The organism is Pseudomonas parafulva NBRC 16636 = DSM 17004 (assembly GCF_000730645.1).
GTDB lineage: Bacteria > Pseudomonadota > Gammaproteobacteria > Pseudomonadales > Pseudomonadaceae > Aquipseudomonas > Aquipseudomonas parafulva.
Map to the genome: position 1 here is coordinate 83,148 of NZ_BBIU01000005.1, position 23,968 is coordinate 107,115.

The following is a 23,968-nucleotide window of genomic DNA, read 5'->3' on the forward strand; positions in this document are numbered from 1 at the left end:
TTTAGCTAGCGATAAGCTAATTTGACGAGGTTCATGTCAGCGAGGCGTTGAGAAATGCATCGGTCAGAGAGTTTGCACCGTAGCGTGCGAGAAATTGATCACCACTCGTGAACGCTTCCAGGTGCTGATGGGCGAGCATGTAAAACCGATTGCAGTTGGCTGCGATTTCTTCTGTGTAGTGGGAGGAAACCAAAACACAGGCGCCTTCAGCACACGCTTTTTTTATGCCTAGCCATATGAAGTGTCGAAATCCGGGGTCCACGCCTGCCGTCGGTTCGTCAAGCATGATCAGGTCACTGCCTATTAGCAGCAGGGTCAATGTGAAGAAACTCCGGATCTCGCCATAGCTGCAGGTGGCTGCTTTTTTGTGTGCAATTGCTCGATACCGGTTGGACAGGGCGCTTGACCACGTATAAAGCCGGGCTTGGGCTGTGCAGAGCGTCATCGGGGCGGGTGCATTAAGGTGCATGATGAGTTCGAAAACTTCGCACATCTTCAACTGAGGCGGCGGTGTCAAAATCTGCGTCAAATAGGTCGGATGTTTGGAACGATTGATAATCTCGCCTCCGCACGGATGCCTAAGTTGACAGATGAGGTCGAAGAGTGTCGTTTTGCCTGCGCCATTGATACCCAATATCCCCACTGCCTCCCCGGCAGACAGGCGCAGGTTGATATTACGAATGAGCGGCTTGCCTGTGTATGAGAACGACAGGTCATTGACAGTGACGAGGCTCATTTAGTATCGGCTCCATACTGGCTGGATTCTGAAATATTTCACGATTAGGTAGAAGGCCAATAGCGCGCACGGCGCTATCAGCAAAAGAGCTTGAAGGGGCGGGTTGTGGTTTAAAAAAAGTAAAGTGCTAAGTTGTAACGGGTTCACAAGGGCGAATAGCCCAGCCTGACCGTGATCCGCGCTCGCCCCCCTGTAGCTGGAGATGAGCATCAAGAAGGACAGCAGTGAGAAAAGCGTGCTGGCGGTGCCAAACCGGATGGGAAGTGCAACAATGATGAGACCCAAGCATATAAAACCCATGTAGCTCGCGAGAAAGCAAATCAGAATATGAAGGTATTCTTGATAGGCGTAGCCGCCGTGTAGGGGTTTGGTCATGAGGTAGAAAGCCGTGGCGTATATCATACCCAGGGCTGTATAACTTAACATGTGCGCTGAAAGAAATAGGCGAATGGACGCTCTTTTATAGATGAATGAGCGCACAAAACCACTTTCTCGTCTGCCGATCAGGTAAAAACTGAAACCGAACAGTGCTACATTGGCTGATAGATAGGCATAGAACCATGCTGCATAAGATAAATAAGGGCGGACGTTTTCACTCTCGGCTGATGCAGGCGCCATCAGGAAATACAACAGGGAGGGGGCGATCGCAGTCCATAGCAGGCTGGAGGGTTCTCTGAGATGCTCTTTGAGCAGAAGTGTGGCGATGCGGTAGATGGGGCGGGCAGCTGGCATGTTCGGTTCATTGATCGTACTCATGGGAAAGGCACCTCTTGTTGGAGTCGCTCGAAGCCAGCGCTTCTGCCGCAACCACCTGCTCCGCCTGATCTGCCGAAGAACTCGGCTTCTCCATCGCAATCACTGTCGTGCGTCAGATTCATTGGTCTCGCCCAAAACTTGTCAATCTAAATCTCCTTAATGGGCTCCGGAACTCGGGGCTATGTCGGTTTAGTTAGAAAATTTGGTGGCGTCAAGTGCGTGCAGGCAGCCACATCAAACGAGCAGCGTGGGAGAGACGCTACCATTAATTTAAGTTGTAGGATTCGTATGAAAGATAGGTATTACAAATATTCTAAAAATGCTGTTCGATGTAAGAGGCTTCTGATTTCTTGTGGTGTGGGGCTCTAAATTTAGTGGGATTTATATTCATTTCGTGCAATGATTTTCCGATTTACACTTGCCTTAAATGCAAATTTAATATTTGAATTAGATGAGTATTAGTGTTTCAAAATTTTGCTATGAAAGCCTAGGAAGCCTTTAGCTGAGAGAGGTAGAGTGCGCTGAATGAGGACAAGGTTGATCGGCTGAGTGATTGATGGCGGAGTTGGAGGGGTTGTAAGGGGGAGCTTGTTTGCGATGCGCCACGCGATGGCTGCAGGCTCGGTATCGAATCGAGTGAGGGCTGCGAGGTGTTCGTCGTTACAGGTGCAGCGCCTGTGAAATCGAGCGCCGCCCGCGCGGCGCATCGCGAGCTTTGCTCGCTCCTACGCTTATTTCGGGCCAGTCACGCCTGTTACAGGCGCGCGCGACCGCCAGGTTTGTTCCACGCGAAATCGTGTCGTACGCCAAGGTGTCCGCGCGCAAATGGCGCAGCCCTAATTGGCCCGAAAAAAACGTAAAAGCGAGCGCAGCTCGCGATGCGCCGCGCGGGCGGCGCTCGGTCTTACAGGCGCAGACCTTGTTGTGGCGAGCACCCAGCGCCCTTCCTGGTATCTCGGCTTATGCCCCCCAGGCTGTGGTAGGGCGTGAAGGTGTTCGCCGTTACAGGTGCAGCGCCTATGAAATCGAGCGCCGCCCGCGCGGCGCATCGCGAGCTGCGCTCGCTCCTACGCTTATTTCGGGCCAGTCATGCCTGTGGCGGGCGCGCGCGACCGCCTGGTTTGTTCCACGCGACATCGCGTCATGCGCCAAGGCGTCCGCGCGCAAATGGCGCAGGCCTAATTGGCCCGAAATAAGCGTAGGAGCGAGCAAAGCTCGCGATGCGCCGCGCGGGCGGCGCTCGGTCTCACAGGCGCAGACCTTGCTGTGGCGAGCACCCAGCGCCCTCCACCAATTCAGCGCTTGCCCAAGATCTTCTCCAGCATCTCAGGCCGCGGTGCACCCTGCTGGCTCTGGATGTTGCCTTGGTCATCCTTGTAGAAAATCGCCGGTGTGGCCTGCAGGCCCATCTCCTGCATCAAGGCCATGTTCCCCGCCAACTTCTGCTGCACGGCAGCCGGCACCTGCTCAAGGGCCTTGAGAGTGCTCGCGCGGCCGGCTTTTTCATGCTGCTGCAGGGCCTTGGCAGGGTCTTTGGCGGCGAGCAGGGCCGCCGATTTGCCGGGGCTGTCTTCGCGGATGATGCCCACCATGATGTGGCGCAACTGGACCTTGCCAGCCTCTACCCACGGGCGCGCCTGCTCCCAGAACATGTTGCAGTACGGGCAGTTCGGGTCGCTGAACAGGTAGACCGTGCGCGGCGCGTCGGCCTTGCCATCGGCGATCCAGGCAGACTGTTCCATCTTGCCCCAGAATGCCTTGGTCATTGGCCCGTACACCAGTTTCTGCAGGGGCTCGGCGGTGAGGTCCTTGCCTTGTTCGTCGAACAGGTTACCCACCAGCACATGCTTGCCGTCCGGGGTCAAATACAAGGCCAGGCCGTTGTTCTGGTACTCGGCCGCATAGCCGCGCATGCCGTTGGGGGCGTCGAAGCTGCCTTTGATGACAGCGCCCTTGGCCTGCAACTGCTGAACGGCTTTGGGCAGGTCTTCGGCATACACGGCAGGGGTGGCAAGCAGGGCCAGGGTCAGGGGCAGCAGTGGGGTGATGCGCATGTCATTTTCCTTGTACGGCAGGCCCGGGCGCAGGGGCCCGGTCGAATGATTCAAGGGCATGACGCAGGCTGGCCCGGGACAGTTCGCCCAGGTGGCTGCCCACCAGCCGGCCATCCGCGTCATAGAAAAGGGTGGTGGGCAGCGCCATGGAGCCCACGCGCTGGGCCAGCAGGCCGGTGCCGTCGAACAGCACGTGGGTCAGGCTCAAGCCCGTGGTTGCGAGAAAGGTGCTGACGTTTTCCGGGGTCTCGCCCTGGTTGACGAACAGAAAGGTCACCTGCGGGTACTCACCCTGGGCCTGCTGCAGCACCGGCATTTCGCGGCGGCACGGCGGGCACCAGGTGGCCCAGATATTGATGACCAGCGGCTTGCCACGGTAGCTGTGCAGCGCCACCGGCTGATCACTGGCATCGCGCAGGGTCAGTTCTGGCAGCTCGGTGCCCTTGCTGTACAGGTGGCCGCCCAAGCTGGCCAGCGCCCAGAACAGGGCGCCGCTGAACAGCGCCCACCCCAGAGGCCGGCGCAACCCGGGCTGGCGCCAGCCCTGCCAGCCAGCCGCCAGCACCATGCCGACCAGGCCGGACCAGAACAGAAAGCCGCCGTCACGGATGTCGATCACCTGCAACGGCTCGTCCTTGTACATCGGCCAGTAGGCCACGACAAAGCCGATACGGGCGCACACCACGCCGACCAGGAACAGGTTGAACAATGCAGATTCGGGGCTTTCGCCACCCCGGCGGGCCACCCACCAGCCAACCACGCTGGCAATGCCCAGCGCCGCCAGCAGCAGCAGGTGGTTGAGGGCCATGGTGAGCGGCCCCAGGGTGACGGTGAGCATCAGCCTTGGCTCCTGGTGTGTGCCCAGTGTTGCACGAACGCCGCTGCATCCACTTCGCCGGTGATGCGCCTGGCGCGGCGCTCGTCGCCTTCAGGGCCAACCCAGATCAGCGTCGGCGGCCCCGGCACCTGGTAGCGCTGCAGCAGGGCCTTGCTGGCGGGGGTGTCTGCGGTGACGTCCAGGCGCAGCAGGTGCACACCTGCCAGCTCGGCCTGTACGTCAGGGCGATTGAACACCTGTTTTTCCATGACCTTGCACGACACGCACCAGTCGGCATAGTAGTCCACCAGCACCCACTGGCCACGGCCCTTGGCAGCGTCCAGTTCGCGTTGCAGGGCTTCTGGGGTGTTGACCGTGACGAAGTGGTCTTCGCCAGCCTGGCTGGCCGCTGGCGCGCCTCCGCCACCCGTGAACGGCCGCAAGGGTTGCCAGAGGTCATCGCCGCCGGCAGCCGCGCCTACCAGCAGCAGCCCACCCCACAGCGCGCCCAGCAGCGGCACGGCGCGCAGGGCCGGCAGGCGCTGCAGCGCCGGCCACGCCGCCCAGGCCAGGGCGATCAGCCAGGCGCCGCTCAACGCCAGCAGCAGGCTGGCCGGCAGCAGGGTACGCAAGATGTACAAGGCCATGGCCAGGAACACGAAACCGAACACGCCCTTGACCAGGTTCATCCAGGCGCCTGGGCGCGGCAGGAAGCGGTTGCCCAGGGTCACCAGCAGCAATAGGGGCAGGCCCATGCCCAGCCCCAGACTGAATAGCACCAGGCCGCCTTGCACCACGTCGCCACTCTGGGCGATGTACAGCAGCGCGCCGGCCAGGGGCGCCGTCATGCAGGGGCCCAGCAGCAGGCCGGACAACGCACCCAGCAGGGCCGCACCGTACAGGTTGCCACCGCGGGTGCCCTGGCCTGCACGGTCCAGGCGGTCGCGCAGGGCAGCGGGCAGTTGCAGCTCGAAGGCACCGAACATCGGCAGGGCCAGCAGCACGAACAAGGCGGCCAGGCTACCCAGCAGCCAGGGCTGTTGCAGCCAGGCCTGCAGGCTGGCGCCCAGCAGGGCGGCCACCACGCCCAAGGCGGCATAGACCAGGGCCATGCTCACCACATAGGCCCCGGCCAGCAGCCAGCCCCGGCGCGCGCTGGCACCATTGCCCAACACCAGCCCGGCCAGTATCGGCAGCATCGGCAACGAGCAGGGCGTGAACGCTAGCAGCAGGCCAAGGCCGAAGAACGCCAGCAAGCCCCAGGCCAGGTTGCCGTCCTGCAGGTTGCTGGCCAGCGCCTGGTCGCTGGCCTGTTCGCCCGCCGGCGTTGCGGCGCTGCCACCCAAGTCGATCAACGTGGTCTGCGGCGGGTAGCACAGGCCGGCGTCCGCGCAGCCCTGCCAGCCTAGGCGCAGCTGGCCTCGGGCGTTGGCCGGCAGCACCAGCTCGAGCTGCTCACGGTACACCGTGCTGTCACCAAAGAACTCGTCATTGTGGTTGAGCCCGGGCGGCAACTGCGGGTGCTGCTCAGCCGGCAGGCCGTCGAACTTCAGGCGTTTCTGGTACAGGTAATAGCCGGGCTTGATTTGAAAATACAGGTGCATCTGGCCGTCGGCCTGGCGGTCCTGGGTGAGTACGAACGCCTGCTCGACGGGCAGGAAATCAGGTTTGACGGCGAAGGGGTTGGCCTGCAGGGGCCCGGCCAGCAGCACTGTCAGAAACAGCAGAAGAACGCGCATGTGTTTGCCTTGGCAGAATTTCGAATGCGGCCATGCTGGCCCGGGTTTATTAACCCAAGGTTAACCCTTGTCGGCTGGAAAGCGGCAACTGCCCGTGGTTGCAGTTGTGCAAGGCATCAGCGCGTTGGGTTGGTGCGAGCCACGCCCCATGGTCAAATCGATCCTTTGAGGTCGTATGATGAACGCCAGGTGACCGACATGGTCAACTATCTGCGTCAGGCATGGGGTGGCTTGCCCGGTGACTTTAGTGAACAACAGCTGGCCGAGCTGAAGGCGGAGTGAAGCGTGCAGCATCTCGATCTACAGGTGGTTCGCCAGGCGTTGCAGTGGTCGGGTGCCGGCCAGCGTGTCTGGCTGTGCACGGTGCTGGCCACCTACGGTTCGGCGCCTCGTGCGCCGGGTTCGCTGCTGGCGGTGAATGCCGCTGGCCAGTGGCTGGGTTCGTTGTCCGGCGGCTGCGTGGAAGACGATTTTCTCGAGCGGGTGGCCTTGGGCGAATTCCCTGAGCCGGCCGCCATCGTGCGTTATGGCGATGGCAGTGATGCACGCTCGCAGGTGAGCCTGCCGTGCGGCGGGGTGCTGGACGTGCTGGTCGAAAACCTGGCCCCCAGCTGCGAGGTGCAGGGCCACCTGCGGCAACTGGAAAGCGCGCTGCTGGGCCAGCGCCGGGTACTGCGGCAGGTGAGGGTGCCCGATGGCCTGCAAGGCTTGGCCGACGATCTCAGCCAGGGCCCGCGGGTACAGCGTGAAGGCAACAGCGTGCAACTGCGTATTGGCGCAGCCCAGCGCTTGCTGCTGGCGGGTTATTCCAGCGTCGCCCAGTACTGCGCCGAGTTCGCCAGGGGCATGGGGTTCGAGGTGGTGCTGTGCGAACCCCGCGAAGAGGTGCTTGCTGGCGTGCACATCGACGGCATCGAGCTGCGCCGCGAGCTGCCGTCCGAATTCATCATCAATGGTGGCTGCCATGCCGACACGGCGGTGGTGGCGCTCACCCACGACCCCAAGATCGATGACCTGGCCATGCTCGAGGCCGTGCGCACCGACGCGTTCTACATCGGCGTGATGGGCTCGCGGGCAACCTCGGACAAGCGTCGGGAACGCCTGCAGCGCATTGGTGGCCTGGGTGCACCGGAGCTGGGCCGTATTCATGCGCCCATTGGCCTGAACCTGGGCAGCAAGACCCCGGCGGAAATCGCCCTGGCGGTGCTCGCCGACGTGTTGCGCGTGCGCAACGGCATCCAGCGGGCTGCCCTGTGACGGTGGTCGCCCTGGTACTGGCGGCCGGGCGTGGCGTGCGCTTTGGCGGCGACAAGCGGCTGGCGGTCATGGCCGACGGCCGGAGCCTGCTGGCGCACACTGTGGATAACGCCCGGGCAGTGTTCGAGGACGTGCGGGTCGTGCTGCGCGAGGGTGAGCGGGCCGAAGCGTTTGGCCTCTCGGCCGATTGCAGGGTGGTCATCAGCCCCGAAGCGGCCTGTGGCATGGGGCACAGCCTGGCCGCCGGTGCGGCTTCGCTGGCAGACAGCCCGGCACAGGCCGTAGCGATTTTGCTGGGCGACATGCCGTGGATTGCAACGGCCAGTTTGCGTCGCCTTGCCCAGGCCGCCAGCCCCAGCACCATCGTTGTACCCTGCCATGACGGGCATAGCGGCCACCCGGTGATCTTTGGCCGCGACCTGTGGCCGGCGCTGCAGCAACTGGCCGGCGACCAGGGCGCACGGGTGATCGTGCAGGCCCACGGCGCACGCCAGGTGCGGCTGCACCTGGATGATGCAGGTGTGCTGCGCGATGTCGACACACCCGGCGCCCTGCAGTAGCCGGCAAAACACCTCAGCGGGCCGCAAAGGGTTCATAATCCCCCCTTAATCCGCCCAAGGTGCAATGCCTGCTACACCATCCGGGAGCCCCACCATGCACGTTCTGCTCTGCGAGGACGATGACCTGATCGCCGCTGGCATCTGCGCCGGCCTTACTGCCCAGGGCCTGACCGTGGACCGTGTGGGCAATGCCGGGGCGGCGCGCGCCATGCTGCAGGCTGCGCAGTTCGACGTGATGATCCTGGACCTTGGCCTGCCCGACGAAGACGGCCTGAAGCTGCTGCGCCGCCTGCGTCAGCAGGGCGAGACGCTGCCCGTGCTGGTGCTCACCGCCCGCGATGCGGTCACCGACCGTGTCGATGGCCTGCAGGCCGGTGCCGATGACTACCTGCTCAAGCCCTTCGACCTGCGCGAGCTGGCGGCGCGCCTGCACACCCTGCTGCGGCGGGTGGCCGGCCGCGCGGTGAACGTGATTGAGCACGGCCCGTTGCGCTACGACCCCAGCAGCTGCGAGGCCACCCTGGCGGGCCAGGCGGTGGACCTGTCGCGCCGTGAGCAGGCACTGCTGCAGGCATTGCTGCAGAACCCCGGGCGCGTGCTGTCCAGCGACCAGCTCAAGGACTGCGTGTACGGTTTCAATGATGAGGTCGAGAGCAACGCCCTCAACGTGCACATCCATCACCTGCGGCGCAAGCTTGGCAACGGCATTGTCGAGACGGTGCGCGGCCTGGGTTACCGGCTGGGCCCGGCGCAGGCGCCGGAAGGGGCCGCATCATGAGCCTGCGGGTCCGCCTCAGCCTCATTCTGGGCAGCGCCTTCGTGGTCATCTGGGTGCTGGCGGCCGCCTGGATGCTGCGTGATTTGCGCCAGCAGATGATGTTTTCCCTCGACCAGCGCCTGGTGGCGTCGGCGCGCATGGTGGCCGGGCTCATCGACCAGTTGCCGCAACCGCTCAGCGTCAAGGGCGAGGGCACCCACTATGCGGCCGACCAACTCAGCGTGCCGGACGGCATGGCCTGCCAGGTCAGCTCGTTGCGCGGCGAAATCCTGGCGACCAACCACAAGCACGACGGTACCATGGATGACCAGCGCAGCGGCTTCCGTGACCAGACCATCGACGGCGCATCGTGGCGCACCTTTACCTACAACCATGGTGATGTGCGCATCACTACCGCCGACCGGCACATGGAGCGCGAGGCCCTGAACCAGTCGATTCTGCTGGCCGCTTCGGCGCCGGTGCTCATGGCCTTGCTCGGTAGCCTGGGGCTGCTGTGGATCGGCCTGGGCAAGGGGCTGGAGCCGCTGAACCGCATGCGCGATGCCTTGCGGCGGCGGCGCCCCGACAGCGTCGAACCGCTGCAGGTAGCCGGTATGCCCAGCGAGCTGCAGCCGCTGCTGGAAACCCAGAACCAGCTGTTTGCGCGCATTGGCCAAACCATCGAACGCGAGCGGCGCCTCACCGATGATGCCGCCCATGAGCTGCGCAGCCCGCTCACGGCCATCAAGACCCACCTGCAGGTGGCGCGCATGACCGATGGTGCCGTGCGCGAGCAGGCGCTGGAGCATGCCGAGCAGGGCACCGACCGCATGCACCGCACCCTGGAGCAGCTGCTGATGCTGGCACGGGTGGAGGGCAGCCTGTCGTTTGACGACGGCATCCAGTGCAGCGCCGAGCAGGTGGCCCGCCAGGCGGTGCAGGATGCAGGTGGCGGCGACAACCGGCGGATCGTGCTGCGTTTGCCCGAGGAAGCCACACAGATCTACCTGGGCATGCCGGCGCCGTTGGCCGTAGCCGCGTTGCGCAACCTGCTGGACAACGCCCTGCGCCATGGCGGCGATCAGGCCGTAGAGCTGGAGGTGCAGATGGCCGATGGGCAGGTGGGCTTCATGGTGCGCGACCATGGCCCAGGCATTGCCGAAGCCGACCTTGAGCACCTCACTGAGCGCTTCTGGCGCAATGGGCAGAGTGGGGGCTGCGGGTTGGGCCTGGCGATTGTCCAGGCCATCGTGCAGCGCTGCGCCGGTAGCCTGCGCTTTGACAGCCATGCCGATGGGTTGCGGGTGCTGTTGCAGGTACCGGCGCGCGCCGGGCACTGACGAGAAATCCAGCAACAACAGCTAAATCCTCCTCGCACCCAAGCGTTTCCAAAGCGACAACTGCCCATTCGCTTGCTTGCGAGGATTCACCATGTCCACCGCTACCAGCCTTGCTCAGGTCGCCCCGGCCAATGTGCCGCAGCCCCTGTACGAATTCACCGACTCGCCGCTGCTGCACCGCCAGCAGCAGCAGGAATCCAACGCCCGCAGCTACCCCCGGCGCATCCCGCTGGCGCTCAAGCGGGCGCGGGGTATCTATGTCGAAGACGTCGAAGGCCGCCAGTTCATCGACTGCCTGGCCGGGGCCGGTACCCTGGCGCTGGGGCACAACCACCCGGTGGTGGTCGAAGCGATCCAGCGCGTGCTGGCCGACGAACTGCCCCTGCACACCCTGGACTTGACCACACCGGTCAAGGACCGCTTCGTCCAGGACCTGTTCGGCGTACTGCCCGAAGCCTTGCGACGCGAGGCCAAGGTGCAGTTCTGCGGGCCCACCGGCACAGATGCAGTGGAGGCCGCGCTCAAGCTGGTGCGCAGCGCCACCGGCCGCAGCACCATCATCACGTTCCAGGGCGCTTACCACGGCATGAGCCAGGGCGCGCTGAGCCTGATGGGCAGCCTGGGGCCCAAGCAGCCACTGGGTGCGCTGCTGGGCAGCGGCGTGCAGTTCATGCCGTACCCCTACGATTACCGCTGCCCGTTCGGGCTGGGCGGCGAGGCGGGGGTAAAGGCCAACCTGCATTACTTGGAAAACCTGCTGCTCGACCCTGAAAGCGGTGTACCGCTGCCCGCAGCGGTGATTCTTGAGGTGGTGCAGGGCGAAGGCGGGGTGATCCCGGCGGACATCGAATGGCTCAAGGGCGTACGCCGCATCACCGAGCAGGCCGGGGTGGCGCTGATCGTCGACGAAATCCAGAGCGGCTTTGCCCGCACCGGGCGCATGTTCGCGTTCGAACACGCCGGCATCCTGCCGGACGTGGTCACCTTGTCCAAGGCCATCGGTGGCAGCTTGCCGCTGGCCGTGGTGGTGTACCGCGACTGGCTGGACACCTGGAAGCCAGGCGCCCATGCCGGCACCTTCCGCGGTAACCAGATGGCCATGGCGGCCGGCTCGGCCGTGCTCGACTACCTGGTGGAGCATCGCCTGGCCGACCACGCCGAGGCCATGGGCCAGCGGTTGCGCGGGCACCTCACCACCTTGCAGAAGGATTACCCGCAACTGGGCGATATCCGTGGCCGCGGGCTGATGCTGGGGGTGGAGTTGGTCGACCCTGACGGTGCAAGGGATGCCCAAGGGCACCCGCCTGCCCACCGGGCGCTGGCACCCCGGGTGCAGCGCGAGTGCCTCAAGCGTGGCCTGATTCTGGAGCTGGGCGGGCGCCATGGGGCGGTGGTGCGCTTCTTGCCGCCGCTGATCATCAGTGGCGAGCAGATTGATGAAGTGGCACGGCGCTTTGCCGATGCCCTGGTCGCGGCTGTCTGAGCCTGTACCGGGGGCCATGCGCCCCCGGTTGTGGCGCGTCAGTCGAAGGTTCGCCCGGCGCGCCAGTAACCCATCAAGGTCAGGCAATCGCGTGGCAGGCCGCGCTCCTTGATCAGGTAGCGGCGTATGTCCATCACCGTGCCTGACTCCCCTGCCACCCAGGCGTGGAATGCGCTGCGGTTGCCGCTGGCCTGCTCCCACAGGATGCGGGTGTCGATGTCCACGTCTTCAAGCGTTGCCGGTGCTGCCGCCAGCCCGTGCGGCAGGCTTGCCAGTTCGCGCACGGCATGCAGCATGGCCTGCCCTTGCGCACAGCCCAGCAGGTCGCGCGGCAGCCAGTGCAATTGAACGGCACTGCCATGCACAAGTGCCAGGCAATCGGCCTCCAGCGGCACCTCGATGAACGCCTGTACCGCCAGGTCGGGTTGCGTCAGGGCCAGCGCTTCGAGCACGCCGGCAATCGCCGGCAGCGCGGTTTCATCGCCTATCAGCAAAACAGTGCGTACACCCTGTGGTGGCTTCCATTCGTAACCCCCAGGGTCGCCTTCGTAGGCCAGGTTGGGCGCCAGCATTTGCAGGCAATCGCCCACCTGCGCCTGGGTGGCCCAGGCCGAGGCCGGGCCGTTGACGCCGTGCAGGACGAAGTCCACGTCCACCTCCAGCGCCTCCCGGCGCAGGGCGCGGATGGTGTAGGTGCGCATGGGCGGGCGGGCGGCTTCCGGCAGTTTTTTGCGCGCCTCGTTCCAGTGGCTGCCGTGCGGCAGGGTGGGCAGGCTGCCGTCGGCAGCCGGGAAGAACAACTTGACCCGCTGGTCGGGCCCGGTGCGTTGCATGCTGCCGACATCGGGCCCGGTAAATACCAAGCGGCAGAGCGAGGGGCTGAGCGTGACCTTGTCGACCAGTTGCAGGTCGAACATCCGGTAAGCGCTTGGCTTTTGCACCAGGCCGCTGGCCAGCCTGCGCAGGCCGCGCTGCATGGCAGTGGCGAGAGTGGAAGTGGTGGACATGGCAAGTCCTTTGGCATCGGGTTCACCGATTGGACGAAGCCTGCGCCGGCCAATTTAGCGTCACGCCGGCGCGGTTGACCGGCTCTGGCCGGCCAACGCTAATTTTTCCGGCTTGGGTTCGTTCTATAGGGACGACCTGTCATCGGGTTATTCGACCCACGCTCCGGATGCCAAGAAATGAATGCTGAAGACGCCCTGAAACTCGCTCGCCGGTTCATCGGCCTGCCCGCGGAAAAACGCCAGGTGTTCCTGGCGGCGCTACGCAAGGAAGGGGTGGATTTCTCCCAGTTCCCCATCCCTCGGGATATAGAGGCCCAGGACCGTCAGGCCCTGTCCTATGCTCAGCAGCGGATGTGGTTTCTCTGGCACCTGGACCCGCACAGCGGCGCCTACAACCTACCCGCCGCGGTGCGCTTGAAAGGGGTACTCAACCCTCAGGCGCTGGAGCAGGCGTTCGCCAGCCTGGTCGAACGTCACGAAACCCTGCGTACGGTATTTCGCCAACTGCCGGACGACAGCCTGTGCCAAGTGCCCTGCGAGCAGGCGCTGACCATAGCCTGGCGCGACCTCGGTGCGCTGTCGCCCGAGCAGCGCGAAGCCGAAGTGGCCGCCGAGGCCGAGGCCCAGGCGCAACAGCCATTCGACCTGGCTAACGGCCCACTGCTGCGGGTACGCCTGCTACGTTTGGCGGAACAGGAGCACGTGCTGCTGTTGACCCTGCATCACATTGTGTCTGACGGCTGGTCGATGACTGTGCTGATCGATGAATTCTGCCGTTTCTACGACGCCCATGATCAAGGTGACCAGCCGCAACTGGCGGCACTGCCGGTGCAGTACAGCGACTATGCCTTATGGCAGCGCCGTTGGCTGGAGGCGGGCGAGCAGCAGCGCCAACTGGATTACTGGAGGGCGCAGCTGGGTGATGAACACCCCGTGCTGGAACTGCCCAGTGACCATCCGCGCCCGGTGCAGCCGACGTACGCGGGGCGCCGCCACCAGTTGGCCCTGGATGAGCAACTGGTCGAGCAGGTGCGCGCACTGGCCCGCCAGCAGGGGGTGACCCTGTTCATGCTGCTGCTGGGGGCATTCAACATTGTCCTGCACCGCTACAGCGGCCAGGGCGACCTGCGCATCGGCGTACCCGTCGCCAACCGCAACCGCAACGAGACAGAGGGCCTGATCGGCTTTTTCGTCAACACCCAGGTATTACGTAGTCAGCTTGATGGCATGACCTCGGTGGCCGAGATGCTGGCTGATATCAAAGACACCTGCATGGGCGCCCAGGATCATCAGGACCTACCGTTCGAATGCCTGGTGGACGCCCTCAAGCTTGAACGCAGCCTGAGTTACAACCCGTTGTTCCAGGTGATGTACAACCACCAGCCGGAAGTGGCTGACGTCACTCGCCTGACGGTGGGCAAGGACTTGGAACTAAGCGTTATCGAGTGGGAAAGTCGCACCACCCAATTCGATCTGAGCCTGGACACCTTTGAGCAGGGTGGCCGCTTGAATGCCGCCTTCACCTACGCCTGTGACCTGTTCGAAGCGCCGACCATCGAGCGTCTGGCCCGGCACTGGCAAAGCGTGTTGCGGGCGATGGTCGCCAACCCGGCCCAGCGCATCGGCGACATTGCCCTGCTGGATCCGCAGGAATACCAGCAGGTGGTGGAGGGCTGGGGCCGCAACGAGGCTCGATACCCCAACGAGCTGACGGTGCATGAGTTGTTCGAGATCCAGGCCGCCCGTGCGCCCGAGGCAGTCGCGCTGATTTTCGAGGGCCGGCAGCTGTCTTACGGGAAACTCAATGCCAGCGTCAATCGCCTGGCCCGCACCCTGGTCGACCGTGGCGTGGGCCGTGAGGTGTTGGTCGGCATCGCCCTGGAGCGCGGCCTGGACATGGTTATCGGCCTGCTGGCGGTGCTCAAGGCCGGTGGCGGATACGTGCCACTCGACCCTCAATACCCGGCCGACCGCCTGCAGTGCATGATCGAAGACAGCGGCAGCCGCCTGGTCCTGACCCAGGACAGCCTGCTGCAGCGGTTGCCGCTGCCCCAAGGTGTGCAAACCCTCTGCCTGGACCATCAGGAAGCCTGGGCACAAAGCGACGACAGCGACCTGGCCAACCGCGCGTTGCCCGGTAACCTGGCCTACGTCATGTTCACCTCCGGCTCCACCGGTCGGCCCAAAGGCGTCGGTATCAGCCACCGTGCGCTGGTGCGCCACGCCCACGTGTCGCTGGGCTTCTTCGAGCTGAGCGCTGCCGACCGGGTGCTGCAGTTCGCCACCTTCAACTTCGACGGCTTCGTCGAGCAGCTCTACCCGGCATTGATCTGCGGTGCCTCGGTGGTGATCCGCGGCAGTGAGATCTGGGACGCCGAAACCCTCTATCGCCAACTGGTCGAGCAACGCATCAGCGTCATGGACCTGACCACCGCCTACTGGCACATGCTGGCCAAGGAATTCGCCACTGTCGGCCCGCGTGACTATGGCGTACTGCGCCAGGTGCACGGGGGCGGCGAAGCGATGCCGCCGGAAGGCCTGCTGGCCTGGCGTCAGGCCGGGCTGGGCCATGTGCGCTTGCTCAACACCTACGGCCCGACCGAGGCGACGGTCACCGCCACTACCCTCGATTGCGACGACTATGTGCAAGGCAAGCGCCTGATCCCGCTGACCCTGCCGATCGGCTCCGTTCTACCAGGGCGCGATATCCTGGTGCTGGACGACAATGGCTTGCCGGCGCCGGTAGGGGTGGTCGGCGAACTGGTGATCGGGGGTGAGTTGCTGGCGCGTGGGTACTTCCAGCGTCCAGGGTTGAGCGCCGAGCGTTTCATCCCTGACCCGTACAGCGGTGCTGGCGCACGCCTGTACCGCACGGGCGACCTGGCCCGTTTCAATGCCGAAGGGGTGATCGAGTACGCCGGTCGAATCGACCACCAGGTGAAGATCCGAGGTTTCCGTATCGAGCTGGGTGAGATCGAAGCGCGTCTGCTGGAGCGCGATGAAGTAGCTGATGCCTTGGTACTGGCGGTACCGGGTGCCCATGGCCTGCAACTGGTGGGCTATGTGGTGCCGGCCGAGCGCGACCTGGTCGACGCCGATCCGGCCACCCAGGTTGCCCTGCGCGAAACCATTCGCAGCGGCTTGCAAGCGCATCTGCCCGACTACATGGTGCCGGCGCAGTTGCTGCTGCTGGCCCAGTTCCCCCTCAGCCCCAACGGCAAGCTCGACCGCAAGGCCCTGCCACGCCCCGATGCCAACGAGATGCAGCGCAGCCATGTGGCGCCACGCACTGCGCTGGAACAGCGAATCGCGACCATTTGGCAAGATGTGCTCAAGCGCGAGCAGGTCGGTGTCACCGACAACTTCTTCGAGCTGGGCGGCGACTCGATCATGTCGATCCAGGTGGTCAGCCGTGCCCGTCAGGCCGGCTTGCTGTTCAGCCCCAAGGACCTGTTCCAGCATCAGACCGTACAGGGCCTGGCCAGTGTCGCTCGCCAGGGCGAGGCGGGTGTGGTGATCGCCCAGGGCCCGGTGCACGGGCCGCTGGAGTTGTTGCCGATTCAGTGCGATTTCTTTGCCCAGCCCATTGTGGCGCGCCACCACTGGAACCAGGCATTGCTGTTGCAACCGAAGCAAGCCTTGCAGGCTGATGCCTTGCGCCAGGCACTGGGATCGATCGTTACCCATCACGACGTGTTGCGCTCGCGCTTCCTGGAACAGGCGGGGTGCTGGCAAGCACGGATCGCCGAGCCGATCTCGGGCGATGAAGACCTGTTATGGGTGCACGAGGGTGTGTCCCTTGGGCAGCTTGGCGAAGTGAATGCCCAGGCGCAGGCCAGCTTGAACCTTGCCCAGGGTCCACTGTTGCGTGCGGTACTGACGACGCTGGACGATGGTAGCCAGCGCCTGCTGCTGGCTATTCACCATTTGGTAGTGGATGGTGTGTCTTGGCGCATCCTGCTGGAGGACCTGCAACAGGCGTACAGCCAGTCGCTGCAAGGCCTGCCGGTGCAACTGCCAGCCAAGACCAGCTCGGTCCAGGCTTGGGCCGAGCGCCTGAGCGCATGGGCACAAACCCAGGCCATGCAGGACGAGCTGGGCTATTGGGCCGGCGCATTGCGCGATGCCCCCCTCGACCTGCCGTGCGATCGCCCGCAGGGCAGCCTGCGAAGCCGTCACCGCCAGGTGGTCCGCAGCCGTCTTGATCGCCAGGCCACCCTCCAACTGTTGCAGCAGGCGCCTGCCGCCTACCGCACCCACGTCAATGACCTGCTGCTCACCGCCCTGGCCCTGACCCTGTGTGGCTGGACCGGCCATGCCGACGCCCTGATCCAGCTCGAAGGCCATGGCCGTGAGGACTTGTTCGCCGCAATCGACCTGAGCCGTAGCGTGGGCTGGTTCACCAGCCTGTTCCCGGTACGCCTCACAGCCCACGACGACGTGGCGGCCAGCCTCAAGGCCATCAAGGAACAACTGCGCGCGGTGCCGGCCAAAGGCCTGGGCTTCGGCGTGCTGCGCTACCTTGGCCCACAGCCGGTGCGCGATACCCTCGCGGCACTGCCGCAGCCACGCGTGACCTTCAACTATCTGGGGCAGTTCGACGCTAGTTTCGACGAAGGTGCGCTGCTGGTGCCCGCCCACGAAGGCGCGGGTGCCGAATTGAGCGAAGATGCACCGCTGGGTAACTGGCTGGAGGTGGAAGGCCAGGTCTACGACGGTGAATTGGAGATGCGCTGGACCTTCAGCGGTGCACAGTTCGACACCGCTACCATCGACCACCTGGCCGCCAGCTTCGACGAGCAGCTACGCGCCTTGGTCGAGCATTGCTGCCAGCCCGGGGCCATGGGTGTCACGCCGTCCGACTTCCCGCTGGCGGGCATCGACCAGGCCCAGCTGGATGCGCTTGAGGTGCCGGCCTGCCAGATCGAGGATATCTACCCGCTGTCGCCCATGCAGCAGGGCATGTTGTTCCACAGCCTGCTGGAGCAGGGCAGCGGCGAGTACGTCAACCAGTTGTGCGTAGATGTGGATGGCCTTGACGTCGAACGTTTCCGCGGCGCATGGCAGGCGGCGATGGATAGCCACGGCATCTTGCGCAGCGCCTTCGTCTGGCAAGGCGGCGGCCAGCAGCTGCAGATCATCCATCGCCACCTGCCGCTGGATTTCACCTGCCTTGATTGGCGCGGTAGCGCTGACCTCGACGGCGCCCTGCAGGCACTGGCCGAGCAGGACCGCGCCCGTGGCTTCGAGTTGTCGCGCCCCGGCTTGCTGCGCCTGACGCTGGTGCGTACCGGCGTACATCGTCATCACCTGATGTTCACCCACCACCATATCCTCATGGACGGCTGGAGCAGCTCGCAGTTGCTGGGTGAGGTGATGCAGCGATACCACGGCAAGGCGTCCGAGCGCCCGCTGGGGAGTTATCGCGACTACATCCAGTGGCTGCAGCAGCGCGATGCGCAGAGCAGCGAGCGCTTCTGGAAAGAGCGCCTGGCGGCGTTCGAGGCGCCGACGCTGCTGGCCCGGACAGGCGCCGAGCCTGCCAGTGGCAGCGGCCACGAGCTGTTGCACCATGATTTCGACATGCCCGCGACCCAGCGCCTGAACGCCTTCGCGCGGCAGCAGAAAGTTACCCTCAACACATTGGTGCAAGCTGCCTGGCTGTTGCTGTTGCAGCGTTACACCGGCCAGGATTGCGTCACCGTTGGCACCACCGTGGCCGGTCGCCCGGCTGATCTGCCGGGGGTGGAAAACCAGTTGGGGTTGTTCATCAATACCCTGCCCCTGGCCGCCAGCCCGCACCCGCAACAAACCGTGGCGCAATGGCTGCATACCCTGCAGGACCTGAGCCTGGCCATGCGCGAGCACGAACACAGCGCGCTGTTCGAAGTGCAGGGCTGGGTCGGCCATAGCGGAGAGGCCCTGTTCGACAACATCCTGGTGTTTGAAAACTTCCCGGTTTCCGAGGCGCTGGAGCGCGGAGCACCACAGGGCCTGCAGTTCGGTCCGGCCAGGCACAGTGACCTGACCAGCTACCCACTGACCCTGGGCGTGACCCAGGGTGAGCGCCTGGCGCTGCACTACAGCTTCGACCTGGCATACTTCAGCGCCGAGCGCATCCGCCGCATCAATGGCCACATGGCACAGCTGCTCGACGCCCTGGCGCAAGACCCACAGCGCGCCCTTGGCGAGCTAGGCATGCTCACTGCGCCCGAACAGGAGCAGGTGGTCGAACAGTGGAACGCCACCGTCGCCGACTACCCGCTGGACACCTGTGTACATACGTTGATCGAAGCCCAGGCGCGCAAGACGCCAGATGCCGTGGCTCTGGTGTTCGGCGAGCGTCAGCTGAGCTATCGCGAGCTGGATCAGCAGGCCAACCAACTGGCCCATCAACTGATCGAGCAGGGCGCGGGCCCGGACGTATTGGTCGGCATCGCCGCCCAGCGCAGCGTGGAGATGGTCCTTGGCCTGTTGGCGGTGCTCAAGGCCGGTGCTGCCTACGTGCCGCTGGACCCCGAATACCCCCGCGAACGCCTGGCCTACATGTTCGATGACAGCCGTATGGCATTGTTGCTGACCCAGACCCAAGTGCTGCCACAACTGCCGCTGCCAGCGGGTTTGCGTGCACTGTGTCTCGACCGGCAGGCTCACCTGAACTACCCGCTGACTGCGCCCCAGGTACAGCTTAAGCCGGAAAACCTGGCTTATGTGATCTACACCTCCGGCTCCACCGGTAACCCCAAGGGCGCAGGCAACCGTCACAAGGCGCTGACCAACCGGCTGTGCTGGATGCAGCAGGCCTACGGCCTGGATGCCACGGACGCGGTGTTGCAGAAAACCCCGTTCAGCTTCGACGTGTCGGTGTGGGAGTTCTTCTGGCCGCTGATGGCCGGTGCCCGCCTGGTGGTCGCGGCGCCGGGCGATCATCGCGAGCCGGCACGGCTGGTGCGGTTGATCGAGCAGCAGGGCATCACCACCCTGCACTTCGTACCGTCGATGTTGCAGGTGTTCCTGCAGGATGAAGGCGTGTCGCGTTGCACCAGCCTTACACGCATCGTCTGCAGCGGTGAGGCGCTGCAGGTGGATGCCCAGCAGCAGGTGTTCGCCAAGTTGCCGAATGCCGGGCTCTACAACCTCTATGGCCCTACCGAGGCTGCCATCGACGTCACCCACTGGACCTGCCGCGACGAAGGCCTGGACAGCGTGCCGATCGGGCAGCCCATCGCCAACCTGGGCACTTATGTGCTGGCTGACGACCTGTCGCCGTTACCGGCGGGGTTGGTGGGCGAGTTGTACCTGGGCGGTGAAGGCCTGGCGCGAGGTTACCACCGTCGTCCGGGGCTGACCGCCGAGCGCTTCGTCGCCAGCCCGTTCGGTAATGGCCAGCGGCTGTACCGCACCGGCGACCTGGCCCGCCAGCGCGCCGATGGGGTGCTCGAGTACATGGGGCGTATCGACCATCAGGTGAAGATCCGCGGCCTGCGTATCGAACTGGGCGAGATTGAGGCGCGCCTGCTGGAGCAGCCAGAAGTGCGTGAAGCCGCAGTGCTGGCCGTCGGCAGTGGTGCCGACGTGCAACTGGCGGGCTATGTGGTGCCTGCTGCGCTGGACAGCGCCGATGAGGCCGCACAGGCCCTGTTACGCGACGTACTCAGGGCCCGCCTGAAGGCGCTGCTGCCCGAATACATGGTACCTACCTACCTGTTGTTGCTCGACCGCCTGCCACTGAGCCCTAACGGCAAACTCGAACGCAAAGCGCTGCCGAGCGTGGCGCCAGGTCAGGGGCGGGTCGCCCATCGGCCACCTGTTGATGAGACTCAGCGCCAGTTGGCCGGCCTATGGTGCGAGGTGCTCGGTGTGCCCGAAGTGGGTCTGGACGATGACTTCTTCGAACTCGGCGGGCACTCGCTGCAGGTAGTCATGCTGCTGTCGCGTATTCGCAGCGCATTTGGCATCGAACTGCCTATCAAGGCATTCCAAGGATTGCGCAAGCTCGTCGATTTGGCGGATTACCTTGAAGGTGCCGTGGCCGGGCAGGCATCCACTGACGAACTCGACCTGATCTTCGACGCGCTCGATGAACTGGAGGAAAACAATGCTCAAGCCTGATCCAGCACGTTCCCAGGAACTGATTGAACGCATCCAGGGGCTGGACGGCAACAAGCGCCAGCAGCTGTATCGCAAACTGCACCAGGCGGGTGTCAACGTCGCCCGCCTGCCGATCGTGCCCGCGCGCGAAAGCGGCTTGTTACCGCTTTCCTACGCACAGCAGCGCCAGTGGTTCTTGTGGCTGCTCGAACCACAATCGGCGGCCTACAACATCTGTACGGCGCTACGGCTCAAGGGTGAGTGCGAGGCTGGCGCCCTGGAACAGGCATTGCAGGGTCTGATCGCACGCCAGGCAAGTTTGCGAACCCGCTTCGTCGAGGAGGATGGCCAGGCTTGGCAGCGCATTCTGACGCCGCAGGAACTGGCTTTTGCAGTGCAGCATCGGAAGGCGGGCGAGGCAAACCCGACGCAGGCCATCGAGGCATGTGTGGCCGAACAGGCCAAGCGTCCGTTCGAGCTCACGGCGCAACCGTTGATTCGCGCCTGCCTTTTGCAGTTGGCCAGTGACGATCATGTGCTGGTGTTGACCTTGCACCACATCATCACCGACGGCTGGTCGATGGGTGTGCTGGTCGAGGAACTGCTGGCGCTCTACCAAGCCGCCCGCCTGGGCACCGTGGCGCAGTTGCCCGAATTGTCGATCCAGTATGCCGACTACGGCATGTGGCAGCGCCAATGGCTGGAGGCCGGCGAGCGTGAGCGGCAACTGGCCTACTGGCAAGCGCAACTTGGGCGCGAACAGACAGTGGTACCGCTGCCGCTGGACCGCCCGCGCCCGGCTGTACAAAGCTTGCGCGGCGCGAGCCTGGGCGTGCACCTGCCCGTAGCGCTGCGCGACGGCCTGCGGCAATTGGCCCGGCAACAGGATGTATCGTTGTTCACCGTACTGCTGGCCAGCTTCCAGGTTTTGCTGCATCGCTACAGCGGTCAGGCCGATATCCGGGTTGGCGTACCCAATGCCAACCGCAACCGAGCCGAGGCCGAGCGCCTCATCGGCCTGTTCGTCAACACCCAGGTTTTCAAGGGCCTGCTCGATGGCCCGCTTCCGTTTGACGCCTTCCTGCGTGCGGTGCACCTGACCGGGCAGGATGCGCAGGCTCATCAGGACCTGCCGTTCGAGCAACTGGTGGAGGCCTTGCAGCCAGAGCGCAACCTCAGCCATAACCCACTGTTCCAGGTGATGTTCAACCACCAGGACCGCCGCCGGCTGGGCCAGGTAGGTAACGGCTTGGCGGTGGAAGCACTGCAGTGGGACAACCACACCGCACAATTGGACCTGACGCTGGACACTGTCGAGTCTGCCGAAGGCCTGTCGGCCAGCCTGACCTACGCGACCGATTTGTTCGACCGTGCCACCATCGAGCGCCTGGCCGAGCACTGGGAGAACCTGCTGCAGGCCATCGTCGCCAACCCCCGGCAACCGGTGGGCGAGTTGCCGATGCTGGGCGCGGCTGAGCAGGAGCGCATCGTCGTGCAGTGGAATGCCACCGCGACCGACGCCTACCCGCTGGACGCCTGCGTCCACACCCTGATCGAGGCCCAGGCGCAAAGGACCCCGGACGCCGTGGCCCTCGTGTTCGGCGAGCGCCAGCTGAGCTACCGCGAGCTGGACCAGCAGGCCAACCAGCTGGCGCACCAGTTGATCGAGCAGGGTGTGGGCCCCGACGTACTGGTGGGCATCGCCGTGGAGCGCAGCCTGGAGATGGTGCTGGGCCTGGTGGCGGTGCTCAAGGCCGGTGGCGCCTACGTGCCGCTGGACCCGGAATACCCCCGTGACCGCCTGGCCTATATGTTCGAAGACAGCGGCATCGAACTGTTGCTGACCCAGTCGCACCTGTGTGCCGAGCTGCCGGTACCGGATGCAGTGCGCGTGCTGAACCTGGACGGGCAGGGCCACCTGGCCTTCCCGACCCAGGCGCCCGCCGTGCAGCCCGCGCCCGAGAACCTGGCCTACGTGATCTACACCTCGGGCTCCACCGGCAAACCCAAGGGGGCGGGCAACCGCCACAAGGCGCTGACCAACCGCTTGTGCTGGATGCAGCAGGCCTATGGCCTGGAGGCCAGAGACACGGTGTTGCAGAAAACCCCGTTCAGCTTCGACGTGTCGGTGTGGGAGTTCTTCTGGCCGCTGATGGTCGGTGCCCGCCTGGTGGTGGCCGCCCCGGGCGATCACCGCGACCCGGCGCGGCTGGTGGCGTTGATCGAGCGTGAGCGGGTCAGCACGCTGCACTTCGTGCCGTCGATGCTGCAGGTGTTTTTGCAAGACCCTGGGGTGTCCGGTTGCACCAGCCTCAAACGCATCGTGTGCAGCGGTGAGGCGTTGCAGGTGGATGCCCAGCAGCAGGTGTTCGCCAAGCTGCCGAATGCGGGGCTGTACAACCTGTACGGGCCGACCGAGGCGGCCATCGACGTGACCCACTGGACGTGCCGTGAAGAAGGGCAGGACAGCGTGCCGATTGGCCGGCCGATTGCCAACCTGAGCACCTACGTACTGAGCCACGACCTGGCGCCGGTGCCGGCCGGGGTGGTGGGCGAGCTGTACCTGGGCGGGGAAGGGCTGGCGCGGGGTTACCACCGCCGCCCGGGGTTGACTGCCGAACGCTTTGTGGCCAGCCCGTTCGGGGTGGGCCAACGGCTGTACCGTACCGGCGACCTGGCGCGTCAGCGCACTGACGGGGTGATCGAGTACATGGGTCGCATCGACCACCAGGTGAAGATCCGCGGGCTGCGTATCGAGCTGGGCGAAATCGAGGCGCGCCTGCTGGAGCAGGCCGAAGTGTGTGAAGCGGCGGTGTTGGCGGTCGGTACCGGCGCCGACATGCAGCTGGCGGCCTACTTAGTGCCGCACCAGCCAGATTCGGCGCAGCTAGGCGAGCAGCTCAAGGCTCGCCTGCGCACGCTGTTGCCCGCCTACATGGTGCCCACCCAGGTGGTGCTGCTGGCCAGCCTGCCGCTGAGCCCCAACGGCAAGCTTGACCGCAAGGCCCTGCCGACGCCTGACAGCAGCCAGCGCCAGCAGGCATATGTGGCGCCGCAAACCCCACTGCAGGCGCAGTTGGCGCAAGTCTGGCAAACCGTGCTCAAGCTCGAACAGGTCGGCTTGCACGACAACTTCTTCGACCTCGGCGGCCATTCGCTGCTGGCAACCCAGATGATGATGCAGATCCGCCAGCAACTGAGGGTCGATGTGCCGCTCAAAGCCCTGTTTCAGACCGCCAGCCTGGAACAGTTCGTCGAGCAGGTGCAGCAGTTGCAAACAGACGTCCAACCCGTTGAAGACGAGTTGGCTAAATCCTTGGAGGCCCTCAAACGTTTATCAGCACAAGAGCTTGAAAGTCTGATTTCCTAGT

Annotated in this window: 13 protein-coding genes and 1 pseudogene; 8 read left to right on the plus strand and 6 right to left on the minus strand. The window is 64.5% G+C overall.

Translation table 11 applies throughout. The features are described from left to right. Positions 1-31 precede the first annotated feature (31 nt). From PPA02S_RS03430 to dsbD, 5 genes are all read right to left on the minus strand, one after another. The gene (locus PPA02S_RS03430; protein ID WP_028632183.1) at positions 32-736 is read right to left on the minus strand and encodes an ATP-binding cassette domain-containing protein; all 705 of its coding nucleotides are present in this window, start codon (positions 734-736) and stop codon (positions 32-34) included. Continuing rightward, positions 737-1,492, minus strand: coding sequence for a hypothetical protein (locus tag PPA02S_RS03435; RefSeq protein WP_033727911.1), 756 nt, complete (start codon positions 1,490-1,492; stop codon positions 737-739). 1,295 nt (positions 1,493-2,787) lie between these two features. Further along, positions 2,788-3,546 carry a thiol:disulfide interchange protein DsbG gene (gene dsbG / locus PPA02S_RS03440; RefSeq protein WP_028632185.1) on the minus strand — a complete coding sequence of 253 codons (759 nt, stop codon included), beginning with the start codon at positions 3,544-3,546 and terminating at the stop codon, positions 2,788-2,790. A 1-nt stretch (position 3,547) separates the two neighbouring features. Further along, positions 3,548-4,384, minus strand: coding sequence for a TlpA family protein disulfide reductase (locus PPA02S_RS03445; RefSeq protein WP_028632186.1), 837 nt, complete (start codon positions 4,382-4,384; stop codon positions 3,548-3,550). Then, a complete protein-coding gene (dsbD, locus tag PPA02S_RS03450; protein ID WP_028632187.1) occupies positions 4,384-6,102 on the minus strand; it encodes a protein-disulfide reductase DsbD in 1,719 nt (572 codons plus the stop codon). Before dsbD ends, PPA02S_RS03445 begins: the two co-directional genes overlap by 1 nt. A 177-nt stretch (positions 6,103-6,279) precedes the next feature. Here dsbD and PPA02S_RS23545 point away from each other — a divergent pair. The 6 genes and pseudogenes from PPA02S_RS23545 to PPA02S_RS03475 all read left to right on the plus strand — a co-directional run. Further along, positions 6,280-6,384, plus strand: a pseudogene (locus tag PPA02S_RS23545) (hypothetical protein); the annotation flags it as partial. A gap of 3 nt (positions 6,385-6,387) precedes the next feature. Further along, positions 6,388-7,359: an XdhC family protein gene (locus tag PPA02S_RS03455; protein WP_028632188.1), complete on the plus strand. Its 972-nt coding sequence runs from the start codon at positions 6,388-6,390 to the stop codon at positions 7,357-7,359. Continuing rightward, positions 7,356-7,919 (plus strand): nucleotidyltransferase family protein, encoded by a 564-nt coding sequence (locus tag PPA02S_RS03460; RefSeq protein ID WP_028632189.1) that lies wholly within the window; start codon positions 7,356-7,358, stop codon positions 7,917-7,919. Before PPA02S_RS03455 ends, PPA02S_RS03460 begins: the two co-directional genes overlap by 4 nt. 94 nt (positions 7,920-8,013) lie before the next feature. Continuing rightward, positions 8,014-8,697, plus strand: a complete 684-nt coding sequence (locus tag PPA02S_RS03465; RefSeq protein WP_028632190.1) for a response regulator — start codon at positions 8,014-8,016, stop codon at positions 8,695-8,697. Then, positions 8,694-10,016, plus strand: coding sequence for an ATP-binding protein (locus PPA02S_RS03470; protein ID WP_028632191.1), 1,323 nt, complete (start codon positions 8,694-8,696; stop codon positions 10,014-10,016). Before PPA02S_RS03465 ends, PPA02S_RS03470 begins: the two co-directional genes overlap by 4 nt. Before the next feature lie 91 nt (positions 10,017-10,107). Further along, the gene (locus PPA02S_RS03475; RefSeq protein ID WP_028632192.1) at positions 10,108-11,499 is read left to right on the plus strand and encodes an aspartate aminotransferase family protein; all 1,392 of its coding nucleotides are present in this window, start codon (positions 10,108-10,110) and stop codon (positions 11,497-11,499) included. Positions 11,500-11,537: 38 nt separating this feature from the next. Here the strand turns inward: PPA02S_RS03475 and PPA02S_RS03480 are convergent, their stop codons facing one another. Further along, positions 11,538-12,506 carry a siderophore-interacting protein gene (locus PPA02S_RS03480; RefSeq protein ID WP_028632193.1) on the minus strand — a complete coding sequence of 323 codons (969 nt, stop codon included), beginning with the start codon at positions 12,504-12,506 and terminating at the stop codon, positions 11,538-11,540. Positions 12,507-12,683: 177 nt separating this feature from the next. Here PPA02S_RS03480 and PPA02S_RS03485 point away from each other — a divergent pair, with 177 nt between their 5' ends. Beyond that, entirely contained in the window at positions 12,684-20,618 is a 7,935-nt protein-coding gene (locus tag PPA02S_RS03485) for a non-ribosomal peptide synthetase (protein WP_050577079.1), read from the plus strand. Then, a complete protein-coding gene (locus PPA02S_RS03490; protein WP_033727912.1) occupies positions 20,605-23,967 on the plus strand; it encodes a non-ribosomal peptide synthetase in 3,363 nt (1,120 codons plus the stop codon). The genes PPA02S_RS03485 and PPA02S_RS03490 overlap by 14 nt, the downstream gene beginning before the upstream one ends. Position 23,968 lies beyond the last annotated feature (1 nt).

Coding starts and splice junctions, on each gene's coding strand:
- PPA02S_RS03465 (WP_028632190.1), top strand. CDS start 8,014: ATGCACGTTCTGCTCTGCGAGGACGATGACCTGATCGCCGCTGGCATC.
- dsbG (WP_028632185.1), bottom strand. CDS start 3,546: ATGCGCATCACCCCACTGCTGCCCCTGACCCTGGCCCTGCTTGCCACC.
- PPA02S_RS03430 (WP_028632183.1), bottom strand. CDS start 736: ATGAGCCTCGTCACTGTCAATGACCTGTCGTTCTCATACACAGGCAAG.
- PPA02S_RS03445 (WP_028632186.1), bottom strand. CDS start 4,384: ATGCTCACCGTCACCCTGGGGCCGCTCACCATGGCCCTCAACCACCTG.
- PPA02S_RS03435 (WP_033727911.1), bottom strand. CDS start 1,492: ATGAGTACGATCAATGAACCGAACATGCCAGCTGCCCGCCCCATCTAC.
- PPA02S_RS03475 (WP_028632192.1), top strand. CDS start 10,108: ATGTCCACCGCTACCAGCCTTGCTCAGGTCGCCCCGGCCAATGTGCCG.
- dsbD (WP_028632187.1), bottom strand. CDS start 6,102: ATGCGCGTTCTTCTGCTGTTTCTGACAGTGCTGCTGGCCGGGCCCCTG.
- PPA02S_RS03480 (WP_028632193.1), bottom strand. CDS start 12,506: ATGTCCACCACTTCCACTCTCGCCACTGCCATGCAGCGCGGCCTGCGC.
- PPA02S_RS03485 (WP_050577079.1), top strand. CDS start 12,684: ATGAATGCTGAAGACGCCCTGAAACTCGCTCGCCGGTTCATCGGCCTG.
- PPA02S_RS03490 (WP_033727912.1), top strand. CDS start 20,605: ATGCTCAAGCCTGATCCAGCACGTTCCCAGGAACTGATTGAACGCATC.
- PPA02S_RS03470 (WP_028632191.1), top strand. CDS start 8,694: ATGAGCCTGCGGGTCCGCCTCAGCCTCATTCTGGGCAGCGCCTTCGTG.